15 protein-coding genes are annotated in these 17,055 nt (G+C 63.3%); 10 read left to right on the top strand and 5 right to left on the bottom strand.

The features are described from left to right. The first annotated feature begins 214 nt into the window (after positions 1 to 214). A complete protein-coding gene (locus tag AB7G19_RS28270; RefSeq protein ID WP_441268495.1) occupies positions 215 to 1,108 on the top strand; it encodes a helix-turn-helix transcriptional regulator in 894 nt (297 codons plus the stop codon). A gap of 302 nt (positions 1,109 to 1,410) precedes the next feature. On the opposite strand, the gene AB7G19_RS28265 is transcribed toward AB7G19_RS28270, so the two are convergent. From AB7G19_RS28265 to AB7G19_RS28255, 3 genes are all read right to left on the bottom strand, one after another. Continuing rightward, complete coding sequence (locus AB7G19_RS28265) at positions 1,411 to 1,644, bottom strand: hypothetical protein (RefSeq protein WP_063984302.1); 234 nt, start codon at positions 1,642 to 1,644, stop codon at positions 1,411 to 1,413. A 153-nt stretch (positions 1,645 to 1,797) separates the two neighbouring features. Then, the gene (locus tag AB7G19_RS28260) at positions 1,798 to 3,045 is read right to left on the bottom strand and encodes an ABC transporter substrate-binding protein (RefSeq protein ID WP_441268494.1); all 1,248 of its coding nucleotides are present in this window, start codon (positions 3,043 to 3,045) and stop codon (positions 1,798 to 1,800) included. Between the two features lie 380 nt (positions 3,046 to 3,425). Then, positions 3,426 to 3,668 carry a hypothetical protein gene (locus tag AB7G19_RS28255; protein WP_063984300.1) on the bottom strand — a complete coding sequence of 81 codons (243 nt, stop codon included), beginning with the start codon at positions 3,666 to 3,668 and terminating at the stop codon, positions 3,426 to 3,428. A gap of 313 nt (positions 3,669 to 3,981) precedes the next feature. On the opposite strand from AB7G19_RS28255, the gene AB7G19_RS28250 reads away from it, so the two are divergent. Both AB7G19_RS28250 and AB7G19_RS28245 read left to right on the top strand, forming a co-directional pair. After that, positions 3,982 to 4,263, top strand: coding sequence for a hypothetical protein (locus AB7G19_RS28250; RefSeq protein WP_028153535.1), 282 nt, complete (start codon positions 3,982 to 3,984; stop codon positions 4,261 to 4,263). A gap of 118 nt (positions 4,264 to 4,381) precedes the next feature. Beyond that, positions 4,382 to 7,243 carry an ATP-binding protein gene (locus tag AB7G19_RS28245; RefSeq protein WP_441268493.1) on the top strand — a complete coding sequence of 954 codons (2,862 nt, stop codon included), beginning with the start codon at positions 4,382 to 4,384 and terminating at the stop codon, positions 7,241 to 7,243. Between the two features lie 258 nt (positions 7,244 to 7,501). Here AB7G19_RS28245 and AB7G19_RS28240 read toward each other — a convergent pair whose 3' ends face one another. Both AB7G19_RS28240 and AB7G19_RS28235 read right to left on the bottom strand, forming a co-directional pair. Then, positions 7,502 to 10,405 carry an ATP-binding protein gene (locus tag AB7G19_RS28240; RefSeq protein WP_441268492.1) on the bottom strand — a complete coding sequence of 968 codons (2,904 nt, stop codon included), beginning with the start codon at positions 10,403 to 10,405 and terminating at the stop codon, positions 7,502 to 7,504. A gap of 230 nt (positions 10,406 to 10,635) precedes the next feature. Then, positions 10,636 to 11,529 carry an SDR family NAD(P)-dependent oxidoreductase gene (locus AB7G19_RS28235; RefSeq protein WP_441268491.1) on the bottom strand — a complete coding sequence of 298 codons (894 nt, stop codon included), beginning with the start codon at positions 11,527 to 11,529 and terminating at the stop codon, positions 10,636 to 10,638. Between the two features lie 357 nt (positions 11,530 to 11,886). Between AB7G19_RS28235 and AB7G19_RS28230 the strand changes: the two genes are divergently transcribed. The 7 genes from AB7G19_RS28230 (at position 11,887) to AB7G19_RS28200 (ending at position 17,048) form a co-directional block, all read left to right on the top strand. Continuing rightward, positions 11,887 to 12,939: a catalase family peroxidase gene (locus tag AB7G19_RS28230; protein WP_085401765.1), complete on the top strand. Its 1,053-nt coding sequence runs from the start codon at positions 11,887 to 11,889 to the stop codon at positions 12,937 to 12,939. After that, on the top strand, positions 12,936 to 13,499 hold the full coding sequence (locus AB7G19_RS28225; protein WP_441268490.1) for a cytochrome b: 564 nt from the start codon (positions 12,936 to 12,938) through the stop codon (positions 13,497 to 13,499). The genes AB7G19_RS28230 and AB7G19_RS28225 overlap by 4 nt, the downstream gene beginning before the upstream one ends. Before the next feature lie 125 nt (positions 13,500 to 13,624). After that, positions 13,625 to 14,125: a Dps family protein gene (locus tag AB7G19_RS28220; protein WP_063986515.1), complete on the top strand. Its 501-nt coding sequence runs from the start codon at positions 13,625 to 13,627 to the stop codon at positions 14,123 to 14,125. A gap of 38 nt (positions 14,126 to 14,163) precedes the next feature. Further along, the gene (locus tag AB7G19_RS28215) at positions 14,164 to 14,787 is read left to right on the top strand and encodes a histidine kinase dimerization/phosphoacceptor domain -containing protein (protein ID WP_441268489.1); all 624 of its coding nucleotides are present in this window, start codon (positions 14,164 to 14,166) and stop codon (positions 14,785 to 14,787) included. A 137-nt stretch (positions 14,788 to 14,924) separates the two neighbouring features. Continuing rightward, positions 14,925 to 15,524 carry an HdeD family acid-resistance protein gene (locus AB7G19_RS28210; RefSeq protein WP_441268488.1) on the top strand — a complete coding sequence of 200 codons (600 nt, stop codon included), beginning with the start codon at positions 14,925 to 14,927 and terminating at the stop codon, positions 15,522 to 15,524. Positions 15,525 to 15,527: 3 nt separating this feature from the next. Next, positions 15,528 to 16,364 (top strand): formate dehydrogenase accessory sulfurtransferase FdhD, encoded by an 837-nt coding sequence (fdhD, locus tag AB7G19_RS28205; protein WP_247308970.1) that lies wholly within the window; start codon positions 15,528 to 15,530, stop codon positions 16,362 to 16,364. 18 nt (positions 16,365 to 16,382) lie between these two features. Beyond that, positions 16,383 to 17,048, top strand: coding sequence for a YoaK family protein (locus AB7G19_RS28200; RefSeq protein ID WP_441268487.1), 666 nt, complete (start codon positions 16,383 to 16,385; stop codon positions 17,046 to 17,048). The last annotated feature ends 7 nt before the right edge of the window (positions 17,049 to 17,055 follow it).

Raw genomic sequence — 17,055 nt, 5'->3', positions numbered from 1 at the left:
GAGCTACAGGATATCGCGCGGCATCTCGCTTGAAGCGATGGCACGACGCATCGCTTCGACGGTGTCGGCATGTCGGCGACGGAGAGCCTGAAGTTTCCTGATTTTGCGCCTCTTCACTCGCGATCGGGCCATAGCTTGCTACCTTACTCTGCGATCGATGCGCTTCGCCGGAATGGGGCATCATCGTTTGGATTGTCCTTGCCAGAGTAAGATCATGTCTCAGCCATTATTACTGTCGCCACAACCGAAGCATGGCGACACCCAGGCGACCGTCACCGCGGACGAAACAGATTTCCGCGCGGCCATCGCAATGGCCTCGATCGCGCCGCTTCCGAAGGTCATCGCGCCTACCACCGTTTCGCGCAGGGACGATCTGTCCCCCCTTGATGCAACGACGATTGCCTTCGAGCGGCTCGGCCTGGTCATTGCGATCGAAGGGCAGCCACGGCGCAGCTCCAGCATATCCTCGTGTAATCCGGCGCGCGACACCGGCTGGCTGCGCGTCGAAATCCCGTGGCAACGCGCGGCCATGACTGCACCTAGCTCTCTGACAACTGCGCCCATTTGTGACGACGATCCGGTAGTTCAGCGCCTGTCCGAAGCTCTCGTCGCGATGGAGCGATTGAAAGCCCCCGATAGCGCCCTTTGCGTCGACGCCCTGCGATTTGCCGTCATTGCCCGACTCCTTGCCTTGCGGTCCGAGGCGCAGCCGAGGTTCGACGAGCGAGCCCGCGTCGGCCAATGCACTTCTGAAAGGCCGGTCCAGGGATTGCAGAAGTGGCGGCTCAAGCGGGTGCTCGACTATATCGAGACTCACTTCCGCAAGAAAATCGTGCTGGCGGATCTTGCCGCGGCCGCGGGCCTGAGCCGGATGCATTTCGCCGCCCAGTTCCGCGCCGCGACGGGTTGCAGGCCTCACGAATATATCTTGCGGCACCGGATACAGCGCTCCAAGGATCTGCTGCGGGACTGGGAGATGCCGATTGTTGAGGTCGCGCTCACAGTGGGTTTTCAGAGCCAGGCCCACTTCACGACGACGTTCAGGCGCTTCGCGGGTGACACGCCGAGTCGATGGCGAGATGCCGCTGCGGCTGGATTCGATCTTTGATGCCCTTGCCTCGAGCGAGTAGGCCTCGCCCCCGTGGGGCCTGAGACTGCAGTGGCGAGGTTGGTGAATTCTGCGATGGAGCTGGCATCGCTCTCGGATCCGCTGCAGATGCCGGGCCGCGGCGTTGGTACGGATCAATGCGTCTCAGACATGGCCGGTCGGAAGAACGGGGCTTCATAGGGCCGCCATTCTTCCTCCAGTCACGTCCGTGAGATGGAAGCCCCCGAAGCGCGGAGATGAACCTCTTCAAGTCCGCGCTGACGATTGCCTTGCGGCAAGGGGGCTCGCTCCGGTTGGCGTGCTCAATAGCCCGACTTGGGCTCGCACGGAGGCCGACGCCAGGGGTCGCTCGCATACGCACCGACGTCGGGAGCGCGAACACAGTTGCGCTTGGACGTCACCGGAACGCGCTGAACCGACGCATAGGCGTCGTCATTGGTCCGGCGCGCCTGGTTGTTGCCTTCGCGAGCCATCGCGGGGGAGGCGATCATGGCCGAAACCATCAGTCCCGCCGACAAGAGCTTCAGTGTAGTCATTGCACGTCTCCTTGACAAAGCGACGCCGGGAACGCCTCGGCTCGCCTGCCAGACATGTGTACGCGTGTGTCGGATGAGCAGTATCAATTGAACGATCATTTTCGCCTTTGCACGAAGTTGGCGCCCGCGCTTCATCTCGAAAGCGATTGCTCGCTAGTCGGGCGAAAGCGTTATCCGGTCCGAATGGCCATTCATGAGCGGACCGAACCATTCCCACTTCTCGCCGGTGAAACGCATCATTTGGAGATGCTCGATCGGGCGAAAGTCCGTCGGCGATGTCTTGACCCGGACGCCGGGAATATAGGCCGCCCCCTCGATGTCGAGATTCGTCGCCACCTGCATGATCCTCTCGCGCGTGAGATCGTCGCCACAGCGCCTAAGCACCTCAACGAGCGCGCTCGACATATTGAATGCCACCAGCGGGCCGCTTTCGGATCGATCTGCGTCCGGATAGTATTTCGCCATGAACGCGCGAAAATGCTGCATGCCCGGGTATGAGTCCCACTGCGGGTCGGTCACGTCCATCTGGTACCCGGCACTCAGGACTCCCTTCGCGTTGTCCAGTCCTGCGAGCTTCAACACTGAGCCGACCGAAACCGAGACGTTCGTCATGATGTGGACGGGATGCCAGTCCAGCTCGGCGAGCTTCCTGATCGCCTGAGCCGCGAATTTTGGCGTGGCGACATTGATGAAAATGTCGGGGGCGGCCGCCTTGATCGCCACGATCTGCGAGTCGATTGTCGGCTCGCTGATTTCATATGGCAGGCTCGCAACCACCATTTGCGCGTACCTGTCTTGCAGCACCTCCTTCAGGCCAGCCAGATAATCGCGTCCGAAGTCGTCGTTCTGGTAGAGGATGCCGATCCTGGCGCCAGGGTGATGCGTCAGGACATAGTCCGCGTAGATGCGTGCCTCGGTTCGGTAGCTCGGTAGCCAGCCGATCGTCCACGGAAAGTGGACGGGATCAGCCCAGCGAGATGCTCCCGAAATGGCGAACAATTGCGGCACGTGGCGATTATTCATGTACCTTTGAATGGCGGCGTTGCTCGCGGTGCCGAAGGGGGCGAAGATCGCGAGCACTTCGTCGGCCTCGACGAGCCGCCGTGCCTGCTCGACCGCTCGGGACGGATTGTAGCCATCGTCGTAGGAGATGAACTCGACTGTCCGGCCGTTGATGCCGCCATTGTCGTTGACCATGCGAAAATACGCACTCATCGTCCTGCCGATGATGCCGTAAGCCGATGCCGGGCCGCTATAGGGCATGATGTTGCCGATCCTGATCTCGGTGTCGCTCGCACCGGGATCGTATCGCTGTTGCGCAGAGGCGCTGGCTGCGCCGGCCGCAAATATGACGGCGACGATCGCCAGTTTTCGCAGGCGCCTCGCAATGTCGGGACTCAAATGGCCACTTCCACCGGTGATCAAGCGATGCCTCCATAGCGCTGCTGGTCATCGTGCCTGCCGGGCGGCGGTATGGCGCCAATGGGGGGCCTGCTCGTCCAACAGTCGATAGCCGGAGTGTAGCGCGGGACCCGACGCGAGCCGGATTACAGAAGCTGAAGAACTGTGAAGTTTTACAATGGTGTGCGTAGAATTGACCCGTCACCGGCGCCCGATCTGGGGGAGCGTTCTACGCCGTCGTCGCGAACAAACGTTCGGAGCTGATGATATCGATCGAGGCTCCGGACCCGCGGGGTGCGCCGCGTGGCGCGGTCGCACGCCGAGCGGGGTCACGGACAGGCATGGTTACGCGGCAATTTGCCTTTGCGTGTTGCCGCCGCTCACCGATGCCCGTGGCGGTTGTAGATGTGGCCCGCTCCGAACACCGGAGCCGCGCCACCGGACCGCTCGAGACCCATTCGCCCTGCCGGCGTCAATGCGCCGCCATTCAGCACGTCGCGATTGGGATACATTGATGCAAATGCGGCGGGCTCCTGATCGGCAAAGGACCAGGCCGCGGAGGCGGATGATATCGTTGCCGTTGAGAGCAGCACTGCGGCGATCAGGGTTTTGAATGCACTCATAGCGAATCTCCATTGTTCGTGACGTGCGGAGAGTCGCTTGGCGATGATCGCTGCTCGGCTGATGGCGTTTCCGGAATTGCTTTCTATACCGGGCTATATAGGCAGTCCGGCCGGAAAACCCTGCTTGTCACGCATCACTCTTGCGAGAAGATGACGGGAATATCAGGCAGAGCGCGCGGTTACGAAGGTCTGATGCGTCTTCGAAGCCGAACTCTGTCACAATTGTCATAGTTGCTCGCGCGATCGTGCATGGTCGAATCGTGTGCGACGCCCAGTTCAAGGTGCAGGTCATACAACATGAGGAGTGTGAGCCATGAGACTGCTCTGGTTTCTCTGCGTCGTTGCCAGCCTTGCGCTCTCGGGCGTTGCATCTGCCCGCGGCGGCATGGGATCTCACATGTCGATGGAGAGCGGCGGCGCGCTCGGTACCAGCGCTGCTGCGCCGGGAACGAACTCGCTCGGCACCGCGCTCCCGTCATCGGAGGGGGTTGGTCATCCGACGAAGGGACCGCTGCTCGGCTCGGATGCGACCATCGACAAGGAGGACGCACGGGTCGAGAAGATGCTGGAAGGATCCATCTGTCGCGGCTGCTGACGTGCGAGCATTGCGATATTTGCGGCGAGTGTCTGGCGGCCTTGGTCGCCGGACAGATTGTGTATTTTGAAAGCGTTGGTGATACGCTGGGCGCAAGATCAAACAACCGCCTGGGGCTATGCCGATGATGGCCGAGCCAAACCAGCGCCCCGTCTACGCCTGCGCTGAATGGGAGATCGATCTTGCCAGACGCGAACTGCGCTCGATGGGAGAGTCCGTTCCTCTGGGCGGTCGTGCCTTTGAGATTCTTGCGGAATTGGCTCAGGCCGAAGGCGGGCTGGTCACCAAGAATGACCTGACAGAGCGTGTCTGGCGCGGCGTCTTCGTCGAGGAGAGTGCACTTCGGGTCCATATCGCGGCGATCCGGAAGGCCTTTGGTTCGGATCGTGACATGCTGGCGACAACGGTCGGCCGGGGCTATCGCCTGCTGGGTTCATGGCGGACCCGGCAGATGGATGCCCCGCTACAATCTGCCGCACCCCAGCCACTGCCGTCGACCAACATTCCCAATGCATCATTCGTTCTCATCGGCCGCACCACCGCGGTCGCGCGTTTGTGGGAGCTTCTGTCGGCTTATCGCGTCGTGAGCCTCGTCGGGCCTGGCGGGATCGGCAAGACGGCCCTTGCACTACAAGCTGCCAGGACGCCGCCAGCCGGTTTTGCGGCCGACCGGTTGCTGGTCGAATTGGCCTCGCTGCCCGATCCCAAGCTCGTGTGCTCGGCCGTCGCCAGCACGCTCGGTATCAAGCTCGAAGGGGAGGAGATCACCCCGGGCTCCATAGCGCGCGCGATTGGAGCCAGGCAGTTGTTGCTCATTCTCGACAATTGCGAGCACGTCGTTGATACCGTGGCCCAACTGGCCGAGACGATCGTCAGCCAGTGTTCCGGAACGATCGTCCTGGCGACAAGTCGCGAAGCGCTGCGCATTGACGGCGAACATGTCTATCGCGTTCCGCCCCTGGGGGTGCCGCCCGAAGTCCGGCTCGGGTCTGACGCCGCATCGGCCTACACGGCGGTGGAATTGTTCACGACCAGAGCGAAAGCGCTGGGCTCCAGCTTCGCGCTCGACGAAGAGAACCTCGATGCCGTCGCAGCCATCTGCCGCCGGCTGGATGGCATTCCGCTCGCGATCGAGTTCGCGGCGGCACGCGCCGTGATGCTCAGTCCGCCGAAGATCGCGGCACTTCTCGACGACAGGTTCAAATTTCTGACGACCGGCCGGCGTACTGCGTTGCCCAGGCAGCAAACGCTTCGTGCGACGCTCGACTGGAGCTACGATCTACTGCCGGACGCCGAGGCGCGGGTTCTGCGGCGGCTCGGCGTGTTTGCCGGAGAGTTTCTACTCGATGCCGTGATCGCGGTCGCCGGCGAAGGGATGGGCGATGTCACCGCGGAGCTTGCCAACCTGGTGGCAAAGTCGCTCGTCCTTGCGGATATTCGCGGCGAGCGCCCGTACTATCGCCTGCTGGACACCACGCGCGCCTATGCGCTGGAAAAGCTTCACGCCAGCGGCGAATTTCCCGGCGTCGCGCGCCGCCAGGCCGGATACTATGGCGGGTTCTTTGCGAATGCGGAAGCTGACAGCGAAGTGAAGCCGCAGGCGGAGTGGCTCGGCTTCTATGGCCAGCACATCGACAACGTACGATCCAGCCTCGATTGGGCTTTCTCGCCCGACGGAGATGCGCAGATCGGAGTGGCGCTGACCGCAGGGGCCGTCCCGTTATGGGTACAATTGTCGCTCCTCGCCGAGTGCCGCGAGCGGACCGAACTGGCGTTGGCCAGCCTCGACGGCAGCGCCGCGGGCGCTTTGCGGCTCCGCATGCAATTATCGGCCGCGCTTGGCTGGTCACTGATGTACGGCGTTGGCAGGGCTCGAGAGGCCGGTCCGGCCTGGGCGGCGACCCTGCAGCTGGCCGAGCAGCTCGGCGACAGCGACTATCTGTTGCGTGCGCTTTGGGGGCTCTGCATCGATCAATTCAACAACGGCGAATTCCGCAAGGCGTTGGAATTCGCGCACCGCTTCGCGGATATCGTGGCCGATTCCCAAAATTCGGTCGACCGGATGATGGGTGATCGGCTGCTTGCCACCACGCTGCACTACCTCGGTGACCAGCGGTTGGCGCATCATCACATCGGGCGAACCTTGTCTCGCCTCTCCGATCTGGCGGCGAAGCCGCAGGTGATCCGTTTCAGGTTCGACCTGCGAGCCTCGGCACGCTATTTCCAGGCGCGCATCCTGTGGCTTCTCGGGTTGGCGGATCAGGCACTCAGCGTCGTCGAGCGCAATGTCGAGGAGGGCCGTGCGAGTGGTCACGCTCTGACCTTCTGCAGCGTGCTTGGCCAGGGTGCCTGTCCGATTGCCTTCCTGGCCGGCGATCTCGATGCCGCGGAAGGCTATTGCACCATGCTGCTGGAGCATACCGAACGTCATCCGATCCGTCTGTGGAACGTGTGGGCGCGCGCCTTCAGGGGCATGGTCATGGCGCGGCGTGGCGATGTCGCCGCCGGACTGACGTTGCTGCGCAAGGCGCTCGAGCTTGCGGGCGAGGCGCGTTTCCTGCCGCGCTTCCTGCTTCCTCTCGGCGAACTGGCGGCATGTCTCGGAGAGGTCGGCGAAGTATCGCTGGGGCTTGCGACCGCGGACGAGGCGCTTGCGCGCTGCGAGGCGAGGGATGAGCGGTGGTACGCGGCCGAGCTCTGGCGCATCAAGGGCGAGTTGCTCCGGCATCCCGGCGAGCGTCGCTCGGCTATCGCCGCCGAGCAGTGCTTCGACAAGGCGTTCGAAGTCGCGCGCGGCCAAGGTGCGCTGTTCTGGGAGCTGAGGGCGGCCATCAGCCTGGCACGGTTGAGGACGAGTCAGGGCCGTCCCGCCGATGCGCACCAAATCCTGGCTCTTGTGTACGGCAAATTCACCGAGGGTTTCGAGACCACGGATCTCAGGCTCGCGAGAGCGATGATGACGGAGTTTTCGACCTCATAGTACGGGCGGTGCTCCAGGATGCCCCGGGGGGGGCGTCCGATACATGTCATCGGACGCAGGTGCGGCCTCGGCGAGCGCCGCATCCCCCGTGCTCCAGAACGTTGGCTTCGAAGTCCTATTGCCGGACGTAGAATGCGCCGGCCCCTCGACGCGGTCTTTCCACGCCGCGCGCTTCTATTCGGATTGCACGGCATCGCGGCCAGCCGCGCGACCTGGCCACTGCAGGTTGGCGCACCCCTCGCGAGTTTGTCAGAGCCATCAACTCGCGGCGAGCGAGCCCGAAGGCGGGGACGCCAATTCGGCCAGCAATTCGCTGGCCGCTTTCAGGACGGGCGTATTGAACCCCTCGGTGAATCGTCCATAGATGGGCGCAAGCACGTCTTGCGCTTCACTGCGGCGGCCCCGCCGCCGCAATAGCCCTGCAAGACCGATTGCCGTGCGCAACTCAAAACCGAGCGCCCCCTGATGTCGGGCCAGGTCAAGTGACTGCGCCAGGCTCCGCTCCGCCTCCAGGAAGTCGGGATTGTCCTTACGGATCAGCACTTCTGCCCTTGCCCGCAACATGTCCGGCATCTCCACCATGAAGTTGCGACGCCGACCCCGGGCAATCGCCTGATCGAGGATGTCGAGTGCTTCATCTCCACGACCCGTCGCCGCCAGAGCTTCCGCGAGCGGCACGCAAAGTCCGGCCGCCGCGCCGTAGCGCTGGCTCTGCAGCTTCTTGACGGAGCTGTTCAGCATGGCCAGCCCGACATCACTTTCGCCGCGGGCCAACAGCGCAATCCCTTTCATGGCGTCGCCGACCGTCTGGAGGGTGGCGAGATTGTGCTTGCGGGTCTCCACGAGGAGCCTGTCAATGTGCTCTTCGCACACACCCACATCCCCGTTCCAAAGGAAAACGCCGAATGCCCAGGGCAGCGCTATGCACAATATGGTTGGATGGTTGATGGCGATCACATCGGAGATGGCTTGGCGCGCCGTCGCCGTGGCCTGATCGGGATGTCCCTCGAGCCATAAGATGCGGGCGAGGGTGATTTGAGGACGCCTCGGGTAATCGGACGTCAGGCCGCCACGGGAGTCGCCTTCCAGGCCCGGATGGGACAGCGCCGCTTCGACGTACGAGCGAGACGCGGCAACCTCGCCCAGATAGTGGCACGACGTGCCGAGCAACATGCGCATGCGCGCCACCCCGACGGAATCGTTGCCGGCGAGGGCAATCGCTTCGCCGCGCTTTGCGGTGGCCAGCGCATCGTCGAAATTGCCGACGAGCAGTTGGAGCAGATGCAGTCGGCCAATCAGACGGATTTGGCCGGCGACATCGCCAATTGTCTCGGCCAGCCCGACCGCTCTGTCGAGATAGCCGACGCCCAATTCGTCGATTTGTCCCGTCAGCATCCGGGCAGACGCCAGCGCGGCATGAAGTGCGAGGTCGTGCCTGACACTTCCGCCCGTCTCATGAAGCGCTTCGATTGCGCGCGTGACCCAGAGCTGGCATTCGGTGAAGAGCGACAGCTTGAAGAACAGGGGGATCGCTGCGGCAGCGAGGCCGACGCCGGTTCTGCGGTCGCCTCGATCCGAGAAGCACCACGCCAGCGCGCCGCGTATGTCGCCGAATTGATCGGCCATCGACGACAGGCCTTCATTCGGCTCGTCGGCCGTCTTTTCAAGCAAATCCCGAAAGTAGGATGCGTGGCGTAGCGGCACGATTTCGGCGTCGGTGCTGGCGGCGAGCTTCTCCTGCGCGTAGGCCCGCGTCGCGTCCGCGAGCCTGTAGCGGATCGATTGCGAGCCCTGGTTCAGGGCAAGCATCGACTTGGCCACGAGGTTGTCGAGCCCAGCCATGGTCGTGTCGTCGCTGGTCGGATCGCTGCCGGCGATCGCTCGGGCGGCATCGGCGGTGAAGCTGCCGACGAACACCGATAGCTGGCTGAGAACCACCCGTTCGGGCCCGGATAGAAGATCGTAGCTCCACTCGATGGTTGCGCGAAGCGTCCGGTGCCGGGGCAGCGCCGTGCGTCGTCCTTCCCACAGCAGATTGAAGTGCTTGTCGAGGAGTTGGACCATGGCCTTGACGCCGTAGGCGGTCACATGGCCGGCGGTGAGCTCGATCGCGAGCGGGATGCCATTGAGCCGACAGCAGAGGTTGCCGACGTCCGACGCGTTCGCATCCGTCAATCCGAACCCACCTCCAGCTGCGGCCGCGCGTTCCACGAAGAGTTTTACGGAGGGGTAGGCAATCGCGCTCTCGGCCGTCAGAACGGCATTTTCCGGCGGGCTTGTCAGAGGCGAGAGACGATATGTGTGCTCGCCTTCGACCCGCAGCAGCTCCCGGCTCGTGGCCATGATGTGCAGCTGCGGTGCCTCCTGGTAGAGCCGTTCGGCCAGCGCCGCCGCGGCGTCGACGACATGCTCGCAGCAATCCAGAATGAGCAGCATCCGCCGGTCGCGCAGGAATGCCACAAGGTTGTTTGAGGGATCGTCCGATCGCGCCCGCAGCCCGAGCGAAGATGCTGCAATGGCCGGCACCAGAGCGGCATCGCGAGTCTCGCCGAGACTGACGAAGTGAACCTGGCCGGCGAATTCCGCGAGAAGGGCGTGGCCCGCGGAAACTGCGACCGTCGTCTTGCCGATGCCGCCTGGGCCGACGACCGTGATGAAACGCTGGGCTTTGAGCCTTTCCGATATATCCTGGATGGTTTGCTCGCGGCCCACCATCTGCCAGGGATGTGCCGGCAGGTTGTGCGCGCGAACAGGCTTGGTCGGTGCAGGTTGATTCTGCTCCGGGCTCGCGGCCGAACCGACGAAACAATAACCCTGTCCCGAGACCGTGCTCAGATATTTGGCGCCGGCATTGCCGTCCCCGAGCGCCTTGCGGAGTGCTGCGATATGGACGCGCAGGCTGTTGTCATCGACGCGGGAGCCTGGCCATGTCCTGGCTATCAGATCGCTCTTGCTGACGACGTCGCCCGCATGCCGGATCAGTGTCAGCAGAAGGTCAAATGCGCGAGCCGACAGTTGGACCGGATGGCCATCTTTCTCGATCCGTCTCTGCGAGGCGTCCAGACGAAACGGCCCAAAGACGAAAATCTCTTGAGCGGAGCTCTCCTGGAGAGAGGGTCCGGTCGTGCTTGTTGTGGCGTTGCTCTGCCAGCGGTGGACCATTTGGAAATATCAAATCCGACGACCGACTCGTCGTACTCTATGACTTGAACTCGGGCCGAAACGTGTGACCGCGGTGGCAGCTTCAAACGTAACATCCGGCCGTATCGCGGTAAAGGATCACCGATGGATGTCGCCGATCACTTTCGTCCGGAGGGCAGGGAACTCCGGGGAGAGTCCTGATTTTTCAGGAAACGACCGTCGATTGGGGAAATCTCCGCCAATGGGTGATCTCATCGGATCAACACGGGCTTGAGAAGATCCTCCAGGCCGATCTGGCGGAACAGTTCCGTGCGAGCGCGGTCGGCGACGGCGTCGACAGCTGCCGCCCCATCGTCATCCGGGCCGAAATGAACTTTCAGCGGACGTTGTCCGAACGGCATGTTCACGACATTCGCAACTGTGCTTGCGACATCTTGTGGAGCCGTATCCTTCGGCGAAAGCTGCGCGAGTCCCGCAAGCGCGATTTCACTCACGTCGGCGGTTGGACCATCCGCGTATTCTTCCGCTCGAACAGTATCCTGCGGCCGGCCGGATCGGACATAGTGGCCGGGTCCGAGAGCGCTGGGAGCGATGATAGTCGTCTCGACGCCCCAACGCGCGAGTTCGCCGGCGTAACTGAGTGCCAGCGAATCCAGGGCGGCTTCCGTTGAAGCACAGGCGCCGAGGAACGGAACCGAGCTGCCCCGTGCGCTGCTTGACGTGATCCATATCAGCAAGCCCTGACCTTGCTTGCGCAATTGTGGCAACGCCGCGCGATTGAGGCGCTGTGCGATCAGGACGTTGGTATCGTAGAGCTCGGCGAGCTGCTCCGGCGTGAAGGCTTCTGCGGGTCCGTAAACGACTTGCCGGGCATTGTGCACGACCACGTCGAGGCGGCTGTTTTCGGCGATGATGGTCTCAACGGCCGAGGTCACTGAGGATTCCGAAGAGACGTCGAACTCGATCGTGCGGAGATCGGCGCCGGGCTGGCCGGGATTTGATCCAGCCTCCTCGATCCCTTGCGCAATAGGGCCCCTCATTTCCTGGCTTGAAACGTAGACCGTGTGGCCTGCCTGCATCAGTTGCCGGCAGGTGGTTCGTCCGATGCTGTTTGCAGCACCCGTGACGATGATCACTTTGCTCATTCGATTCCCAATCGCATTCCAGCCACTGCGGCGCTGGCGGCCCCGTCGCGACACGGTCCATCGTTCGGGAGTCGACCGCCGCCATCGTGCGAAGCGCATCTGGAATAGGGCGGGGCGCAGGGTGGGTCTTTTCGGGCATCACGATCGATTGTCAAATTGCACGAAAAATTTCGAGAATGCCCGAAGCTGGATCCGGTCCGGCGAACGCCGAAGACAGTTCAGGCGTGCCTTCGCGAAATTGGCGGTGGGTTCGAAAAGATCGGGCCTTGGCCGCCGGCTACAAGGAGGCTGCGTCGCTCGAAAGAGCGCCGCGCGCACCCGATCGCCAGGCGGTCTGCGCATCGCAAAGGAGACCGGATGAATCAAGGCAAGCTACCACGTTCGGGGCTTGGGTCCCTCGTCCTGATTGCGGCCGTGGTCGGCGGCGGCGCGGCTGCCTTCGCATACACTGCGGGATGGCTCTCGCCGGGGCGTCTGACGCCGGAACGGATGATCGCGGCGCTGACGCCTCCGAGCGGCCCGCCGCTCGGGCACCGGCGAAATCATGCCAAGGGAATCTGCTTCACCGGGACATTCGAGGCGAATGGAAACGGTGCGGAGCTCTCCCGGGCCAAGGTCTTCGCGCAGGGGCACTATCCGGCCTTGGGCCGTTTCAATCTCGGCACGGCCGATCCGAACGCGGTTGATGCGACCGTGCGCGTCCGCGGCCTGGGATTGCAGATCACGACGGCAGACGGCGAAGAGTGGCGCATGGCGATGATCAACCCGCCGGTCTTTGCGGTTTCCACGCCGCAAGCATTTCACGACCTGCTGATCGCATCCGGAAAGAAGGATCCGGAGGCGATGAAGGCATTCATTCAGGCCAACCCGGAATTCGGCCCCTTCGCGGCCTGGGCCAAGACGGCGCCCTGGACCGGCAGTTATGCGGAGGAGCCCTATAACGGTCTCAACAGCTTCGTCTTCACGGACGCCGGAGGCGGCGACCACACCGTGCGATGGTCGCTGTTGCCCTCGGCGCAACCCATTCCGATCTCGCAGGCCGACCTCGAAAAGCGCGGGCCGGATTATCTCGAGCAGGAGATCACCGAACGGGTCCGGACCGCCGGTCCACTGCGATGGACCATGGTCACGACCGTCGCCGATCCGGGCGACCCGACCGCGGATCCGAGCAAGGCCTGGCCGGAGAACCGTCGCAAAGTGGAGGTCGGAACGCTGATCGTGCAGCGGATCGAGCCGGAGCGCGATGGACCGTGCCGCGACATCAATTTCGATCCGGCGGTCCTGCCACAGGGAATCCGGGTGTCGGACGATCCGTTCCCGGCTGCACGCTCATCGGTCTACCGCAAATCCTACGATCTGCGCGCGGCCGAAGCCAGGGACTATCCGCGAACCGGGACCGCCAAGCCATGACCAGCGCTCCTCATCGTTTTGCCCTGATCCAGCGGGTTCTGCACTGGCTGATGGCGGTCTGCATCCTCGCCATGCTGTTCATTGGCGTCGGCATGGTCTCCACGGTCGCGCCGAAATATCTGCCGCTCATCCTGGTCCACAAGACGATCGGCGTCATCCTGCTGGTCCTCGTTCTCATCAGGCTGGCGTTGCGGCTGCATTACGGTGCGCCGCCATTGCCGGCCGATCTTTCGAGACCCATGAAGTTTGGAGCAAGATTGTCGCATCAGCTCCTGTATGCCCTCATGATCGTCATGCCGTTGCTCGGTCTCGGCATGCTCTGGGCCGCGGCCTATCCGGTCGTCCTGTATGGCGGGATCCGAATTCCCGCGCTGCTGCCGCAGAGCGACCTGATGCACACGCTGCTCTGGAATGCCCACGTCTATCTGGGTTTCGCGTTCTTTGCCCTCGTGCTGCTGCATCTGGCGGCGGGGCTATTCCACGCATTGATCCGTCGCGATGGCGTATTCGCATCGATGTCGCTTCTGCCGCTGTGGGACAGGGTGACACAAGCGAAATGAACCCGCTACGCGCCGGCGGGCGCCCCTCGCAGGCGTGCGATCCCAAAAGGATCTTTCGCGCTGGAAAGATTCCTCGCGCACCGCGCGGTTAGATGTTTCCAACCTCCAACACAAGGATGCCGACCATGACCAAAGCAGACCTCCAAAGCCCGACGGATCTCGGAGCGAATGCGAACCGGGACGTTCCAGCCGCGCTGAGAGCGCTGCTCGCCGACGTTTTCGCTCTCTACCTGAAGACCAAGAACTTCCACTGGCACGTGTCGGGCAGCCACTTTCGCGACTACCACCTTATGCTCGACGAGCAGGCCGACCAAATCTTCGCCATGACTGACGACATCGCCGAACGCGCACGCAAGATCGGCGGCACGACGCTACGCTCGATCGGCCACATCGCGCGCGAGCAGCGCATTCTCGACAACGATGCCGACTATGTCGATCCGCAGGACATGCTCGCCGAGCTGCGCAGCGACAACCAGCAGCTAACGCGGGAAATGCGCCGGGTCCACGAGCTCTGCGACGAATACGGCGATGTCGCCACCGCGAGCGTGCTGGAAAACTGGATCGACGAAACGGAACGGCGCATCTGGTTCCTCTACGAGACCGGCCGAAGCGGCCAGAACCCGTAAGTGCAAAGCACGCCGTTGGGCCGGGAGGCGGGTGAAGGATGAGCAGCCTCTCGGAACTCCTGCCGGATGGCGGCGTCAAGGCGGAGCGCCTGCTGCTGCGTGAGCTCGCGCACCGGATCGACGACGAGCTCGCCTCGGCCATTGATCTGGTGGCGCAGGCGGCCGATCGTTGCGACGGCATCGAAGCGAGGGCGACCCTCGCTTCCGTGCAGGACCGGCTGGAAGGTCACGCGCAACTTCACCATGCGCTGCAAATGCCGCAGTTCACCACCACCGTCGATCTGGCGGCCTATCTTCAACAATTGTGCCGCTCGATCAGCCGCTCGAGCCTCGAAGGCAAGGGTATTGCGCTCTCGCTGCTGCTGCATCCACTGCAGATGAGCTCCGAGCGCTGCTGGCTGCTGGGGATGATCGTCTTCGAACTGATCACCGGTGCGGTGCGCCACGTATCCCACTGCGGAGCAGGCGCCATTCGTCTCGAAGTATGGCTCACTGCGACGTCGGTTGCGTGCAGCATCATGGACAACGGCTCGTCCGACGAAAGTCGGTACCGGGAAGAGGACCGCTCCATCGTCGAGACGCTTGCGGCGCGTCTGCACGGGACCATCGACGTCCGCGGCGGCTCCGACGGGTTCAGGACCGTCGTGACCATCCCGCGCTAGTCGCGATCCTCGCGCAACGGTCCGTATCGTGCGGATCAAATAATATCGCTGCGTCCTCGAAAGATGACTTGGGACAGATCTCGATACGCTTGCCCTATTCATGATCTGCGGATCGTCGTGCGAACAAGGGTCAAGCCATGACGGACATGTCGAACTCGAAGGCCTCGCTCGGATGGGCCATCCACGCCATCACCGGAAAATGGGGCTGGTTCGTTGCGCTGGGTGTCGGCGAACTGATCCTCGGCGGTGTTGCATCTGCCAATCTGATGGCGGCGACCCTCGCATCCGTACTGGTCATCGGCGCCACCATGGCGGTCGCCGGCATCTTCCAGATCGTGCAAGCGTTTTCGGTGCGCGGCTTGCGGGGATTCCTGCTTTGGCTGCTGGCCGGGATCGTCTATGCGGCCGCCGGGGCCATCATACTCTACGATCCGATCCTGGCTTCGTTCACGCTGTCTCTCGCAGTGTGTGCCTTCCTGGTCGTAGCCGGGGTGACAAGGATCTGGGCCGGTTTCCATATCCGGCCGGCCGCGGGCTGGCGTTGGATCGTGGCTGCGGGCGTCCTGACCTTCTGCGTCGGTGTCATGCTGGTTGCGGCTTGGCCCGCCATCGGTTTGTGGCTGCTTGGTGTGATGCTGGTCGTCGACCTGATCTTCCAGGGATGGGGATTCATCGCATTCGGGGTCGCGCTCAAGAGCCGCGCGTCCCGCCATTCGTCCCAGCCGGCGACGGTATGAGTCATGGCGAAAGGCTCGACATTCACCCGGCATTGGGAGATTGCCTGGCGCGGCGGTCAGACGAAGTCGACCTCGCGGCTGGTTGCCGAGGAGACCGCGATTGCGCTCACCTATAACGGCTCGACCCAGGCGGTGATGATGGGCACGCCGGGAGATCTGGAGGATTTCGGTATCGGCTTCAGCCTCACCGAGGCCATCGTCGAACGTGCGAGCGAGATCAGCAGCATCGAGCTGATCCCGAACGATCTCGGCGTCGAGGTTCGGATGTGGCTCGATGGTGACCGCGCGGCATCCCTGGCTGCACGGCGCCGAACCATCAGCGGCCCCGTTGGCTGCGGGCTATGCGGCATCGAGAGCCTCGAACAGGCTCGCCGCGCGCCGGCGCGGGTGAAGGGCCGGGGCATCGTTTTTCACGCGCGCGACTTGCTGGGCGCCATGCAGGCCCTTTCTCCGCACCAAATCCTGAATCAGCAAACGCGGGCCGTCCACGCGGCGGCCTTCTGGCATCCGCGGGCCGGCATCGGCCTGGTCAGAGAGGACGTCGGCCGGCACAATGCGCTCGACAAGCTCGCCGGCGCGATCGTACGCGAGGGGAGATCGGCGTGCGATGGCGCGGTACTGCTGACCAGCCGCGTTTCGGTCGAGATGGTGCAGAAAGCGGCGATGCTCGGCGCACCGGTCATCGTGGCCGTATCCGCACCCACCGCACTCGCGATCAAGACCGCGGATGAAGCGGGGATCACGCTGCTCGCGATCGCTCGCGATGACGGATACGGCGTATTCACGCACCCGCGTCGCGTTCTGCTGCCGGATGAGGCCGCAACGCACGCCGGCTGCTGACCTCGCGGGCCGACGCACATGGCGATGCAAGCCGTATCTCCGGAACCGGTCGCCGAGACCGGAAGCGTCGTCCATGCTCCGGAGCGATCGGTTCTCGTGGCGTCTCTTCTGAGCATGACGGGCGGCTTTCTCGACGCCTTTACGTGGCTCTCGCTCGGCGGCGTGTTTGCAAGCTCGCAAACCGGCAATGTTATCTTCCTCGGCATCGACGCCATGTCCGGGCAATGGCGGCAGGCAACCCATCATCTTCTTCCGCTTGCCGCCTTTCTGCTCGGCGCATCGCTGGCAATCCGCCTCAAGTCGCCGCTGCTCTGCCTCGCCGGAGAGATCGTCTGCCTGGTCGCGGTGATGCTGTTGTATCATCAGATTCCGGACATGATCACGATCCTCGGAATCTCCTTCGGCGCCGCGCTGCAGTCGGCCAGCTTCAGGCAGGTCGAGCGCTGGAAATATCTCACCGTCACCGTCACCGGCAACATGCTCCGTGCCCTCGATCAATCAGTTGCGTCCGATCGCGATGCGGCGCGCGGCACCGCAGTCATGCTTCTGGTCTGCCTGATGTTCCTGTCGGGGGCCGCCATCGGGGCCTGCGTGACGAAATGGCTGCACGCCTGGGGCCTTGTCCTGCCGATCGCATCTTCGGTGAGCGTTCTTTGGCTCTGCCGGCCACAGCTGCGAAGCTGAACCGTCG

Source organism: Bradyrhizobium sp. 215_C5_N1_1, assembly GCF_052075935.1.
GTDB lineage: Bacteria > Pseudomonadota > Alphaproteobacteria > Rhizobiales > Xanthobacteraceae > Bradyrhizobium > Bradyrhizobium barranii.
Note: the sequence above shows the minus strand (reverse complement) of the source record. Positions and strands in the feature narration are given on the sequence as shown.

Bases quoted from the DNA above. Each gene is read 5' to 3' on its own strand.
- AB7G19_RS28270 (WP_441268495.1), top strand. From the start codon at position 215: ATGTCTCAGCCATTATTACTGTCGCCACAACCGAAGCATGGCGACACC.
- AB7G19_RS28265 (WP_063984302.1), bottom strand. From the start codon at position 1,644: ATGACTACACTGAAGCTCTTGTCGGCGGGACTGATGGTTTCGGCCATG.
- AB7G19_RS28255 (WP_063984300.1), bottom strand. From the start codon at position 3,668: ATGAGTGCATTCAAAACCCTGATCGCCGCAGTGCTGCTCTCAACGGCA.
- AB7G19_RS28250 (WP_028153535.1), top strand. From the start codon at position 3,982: ATGAGACTGCTCTGGTTTCTCTGCGTCGTTGCCAGCCTTGCGCTCTCG.
- AB7G19_RS28245 (WP_441268493.1), top strand. From the start codon at position 4,382: ATGCCGATGATGGCCGAGCCAAACCAGCGCCCCGTCTACGCCTGCGCT.
- AB7G19_RS28240 (WP_441268492.1), bottom strand. From the start codon at position 10,405: ATGGTCCACCGCTGGCAGAGCAACGCCACAACAAGCACGACCGGACCC.
- AB7G19_RS28235 (WP_441268491.1), bottom strand. From the start codon at position 11,529: ATGAGCAAAGTGATCATCGTCACGGGTGCTGCAAACAGCATCGGACGA.
- AB7G19_RS28230 (WP_085401765.1), top strand. From the start codon at position 11,887: ATGAATCAAGGCAAGCTACCACGTTCGGGGCTTGGGTCCCTCGTCCTG.
- AB7G19_RS28225 (WP_441268490.1), top strand. From the start codon at position 12,936: ATGACCAGCGCTCCTCATCGTTTTGCCCTGATCCAGCGGGTTCTGCAC.
- AB7G19_RS28220 (WP_063986515.1), top strand. From the start codon at position 13,625: ATGACCAAAGCAGACCTCCAAAGCCCGACGGATCTCGGAGCGAATGCG.
- AB7G19_RS28215 (WP_441268489.1), top strand. From the start codon at position 14,164: ATGAGCAGCCTCTCGGAACTCCTGCCGGATGGCGGCGTCAAGGCGGAG.
- AB7G19_RS28210 (WP_441268488.1), top strand. From the start codon at position 14,925: ATGACGGACATGTCGAACTCGAAGGCCTCGCTCGGATGGGCCATCCAC.
- fdhD (WP_247308970.1), top strand. From the start codon at position 15,528: ATGGCGAAAGGCTCGACATTCACCCGGCATTGGGAGATTGCCTGGCGC.
- AB7G19_RS28200 (WP_441268487.1), top strand. From the start codon at position 16,383: ATGGCGATGCAAGCCGTATCTCCGGAACCGGTCGCCGAGACCGGAAGC.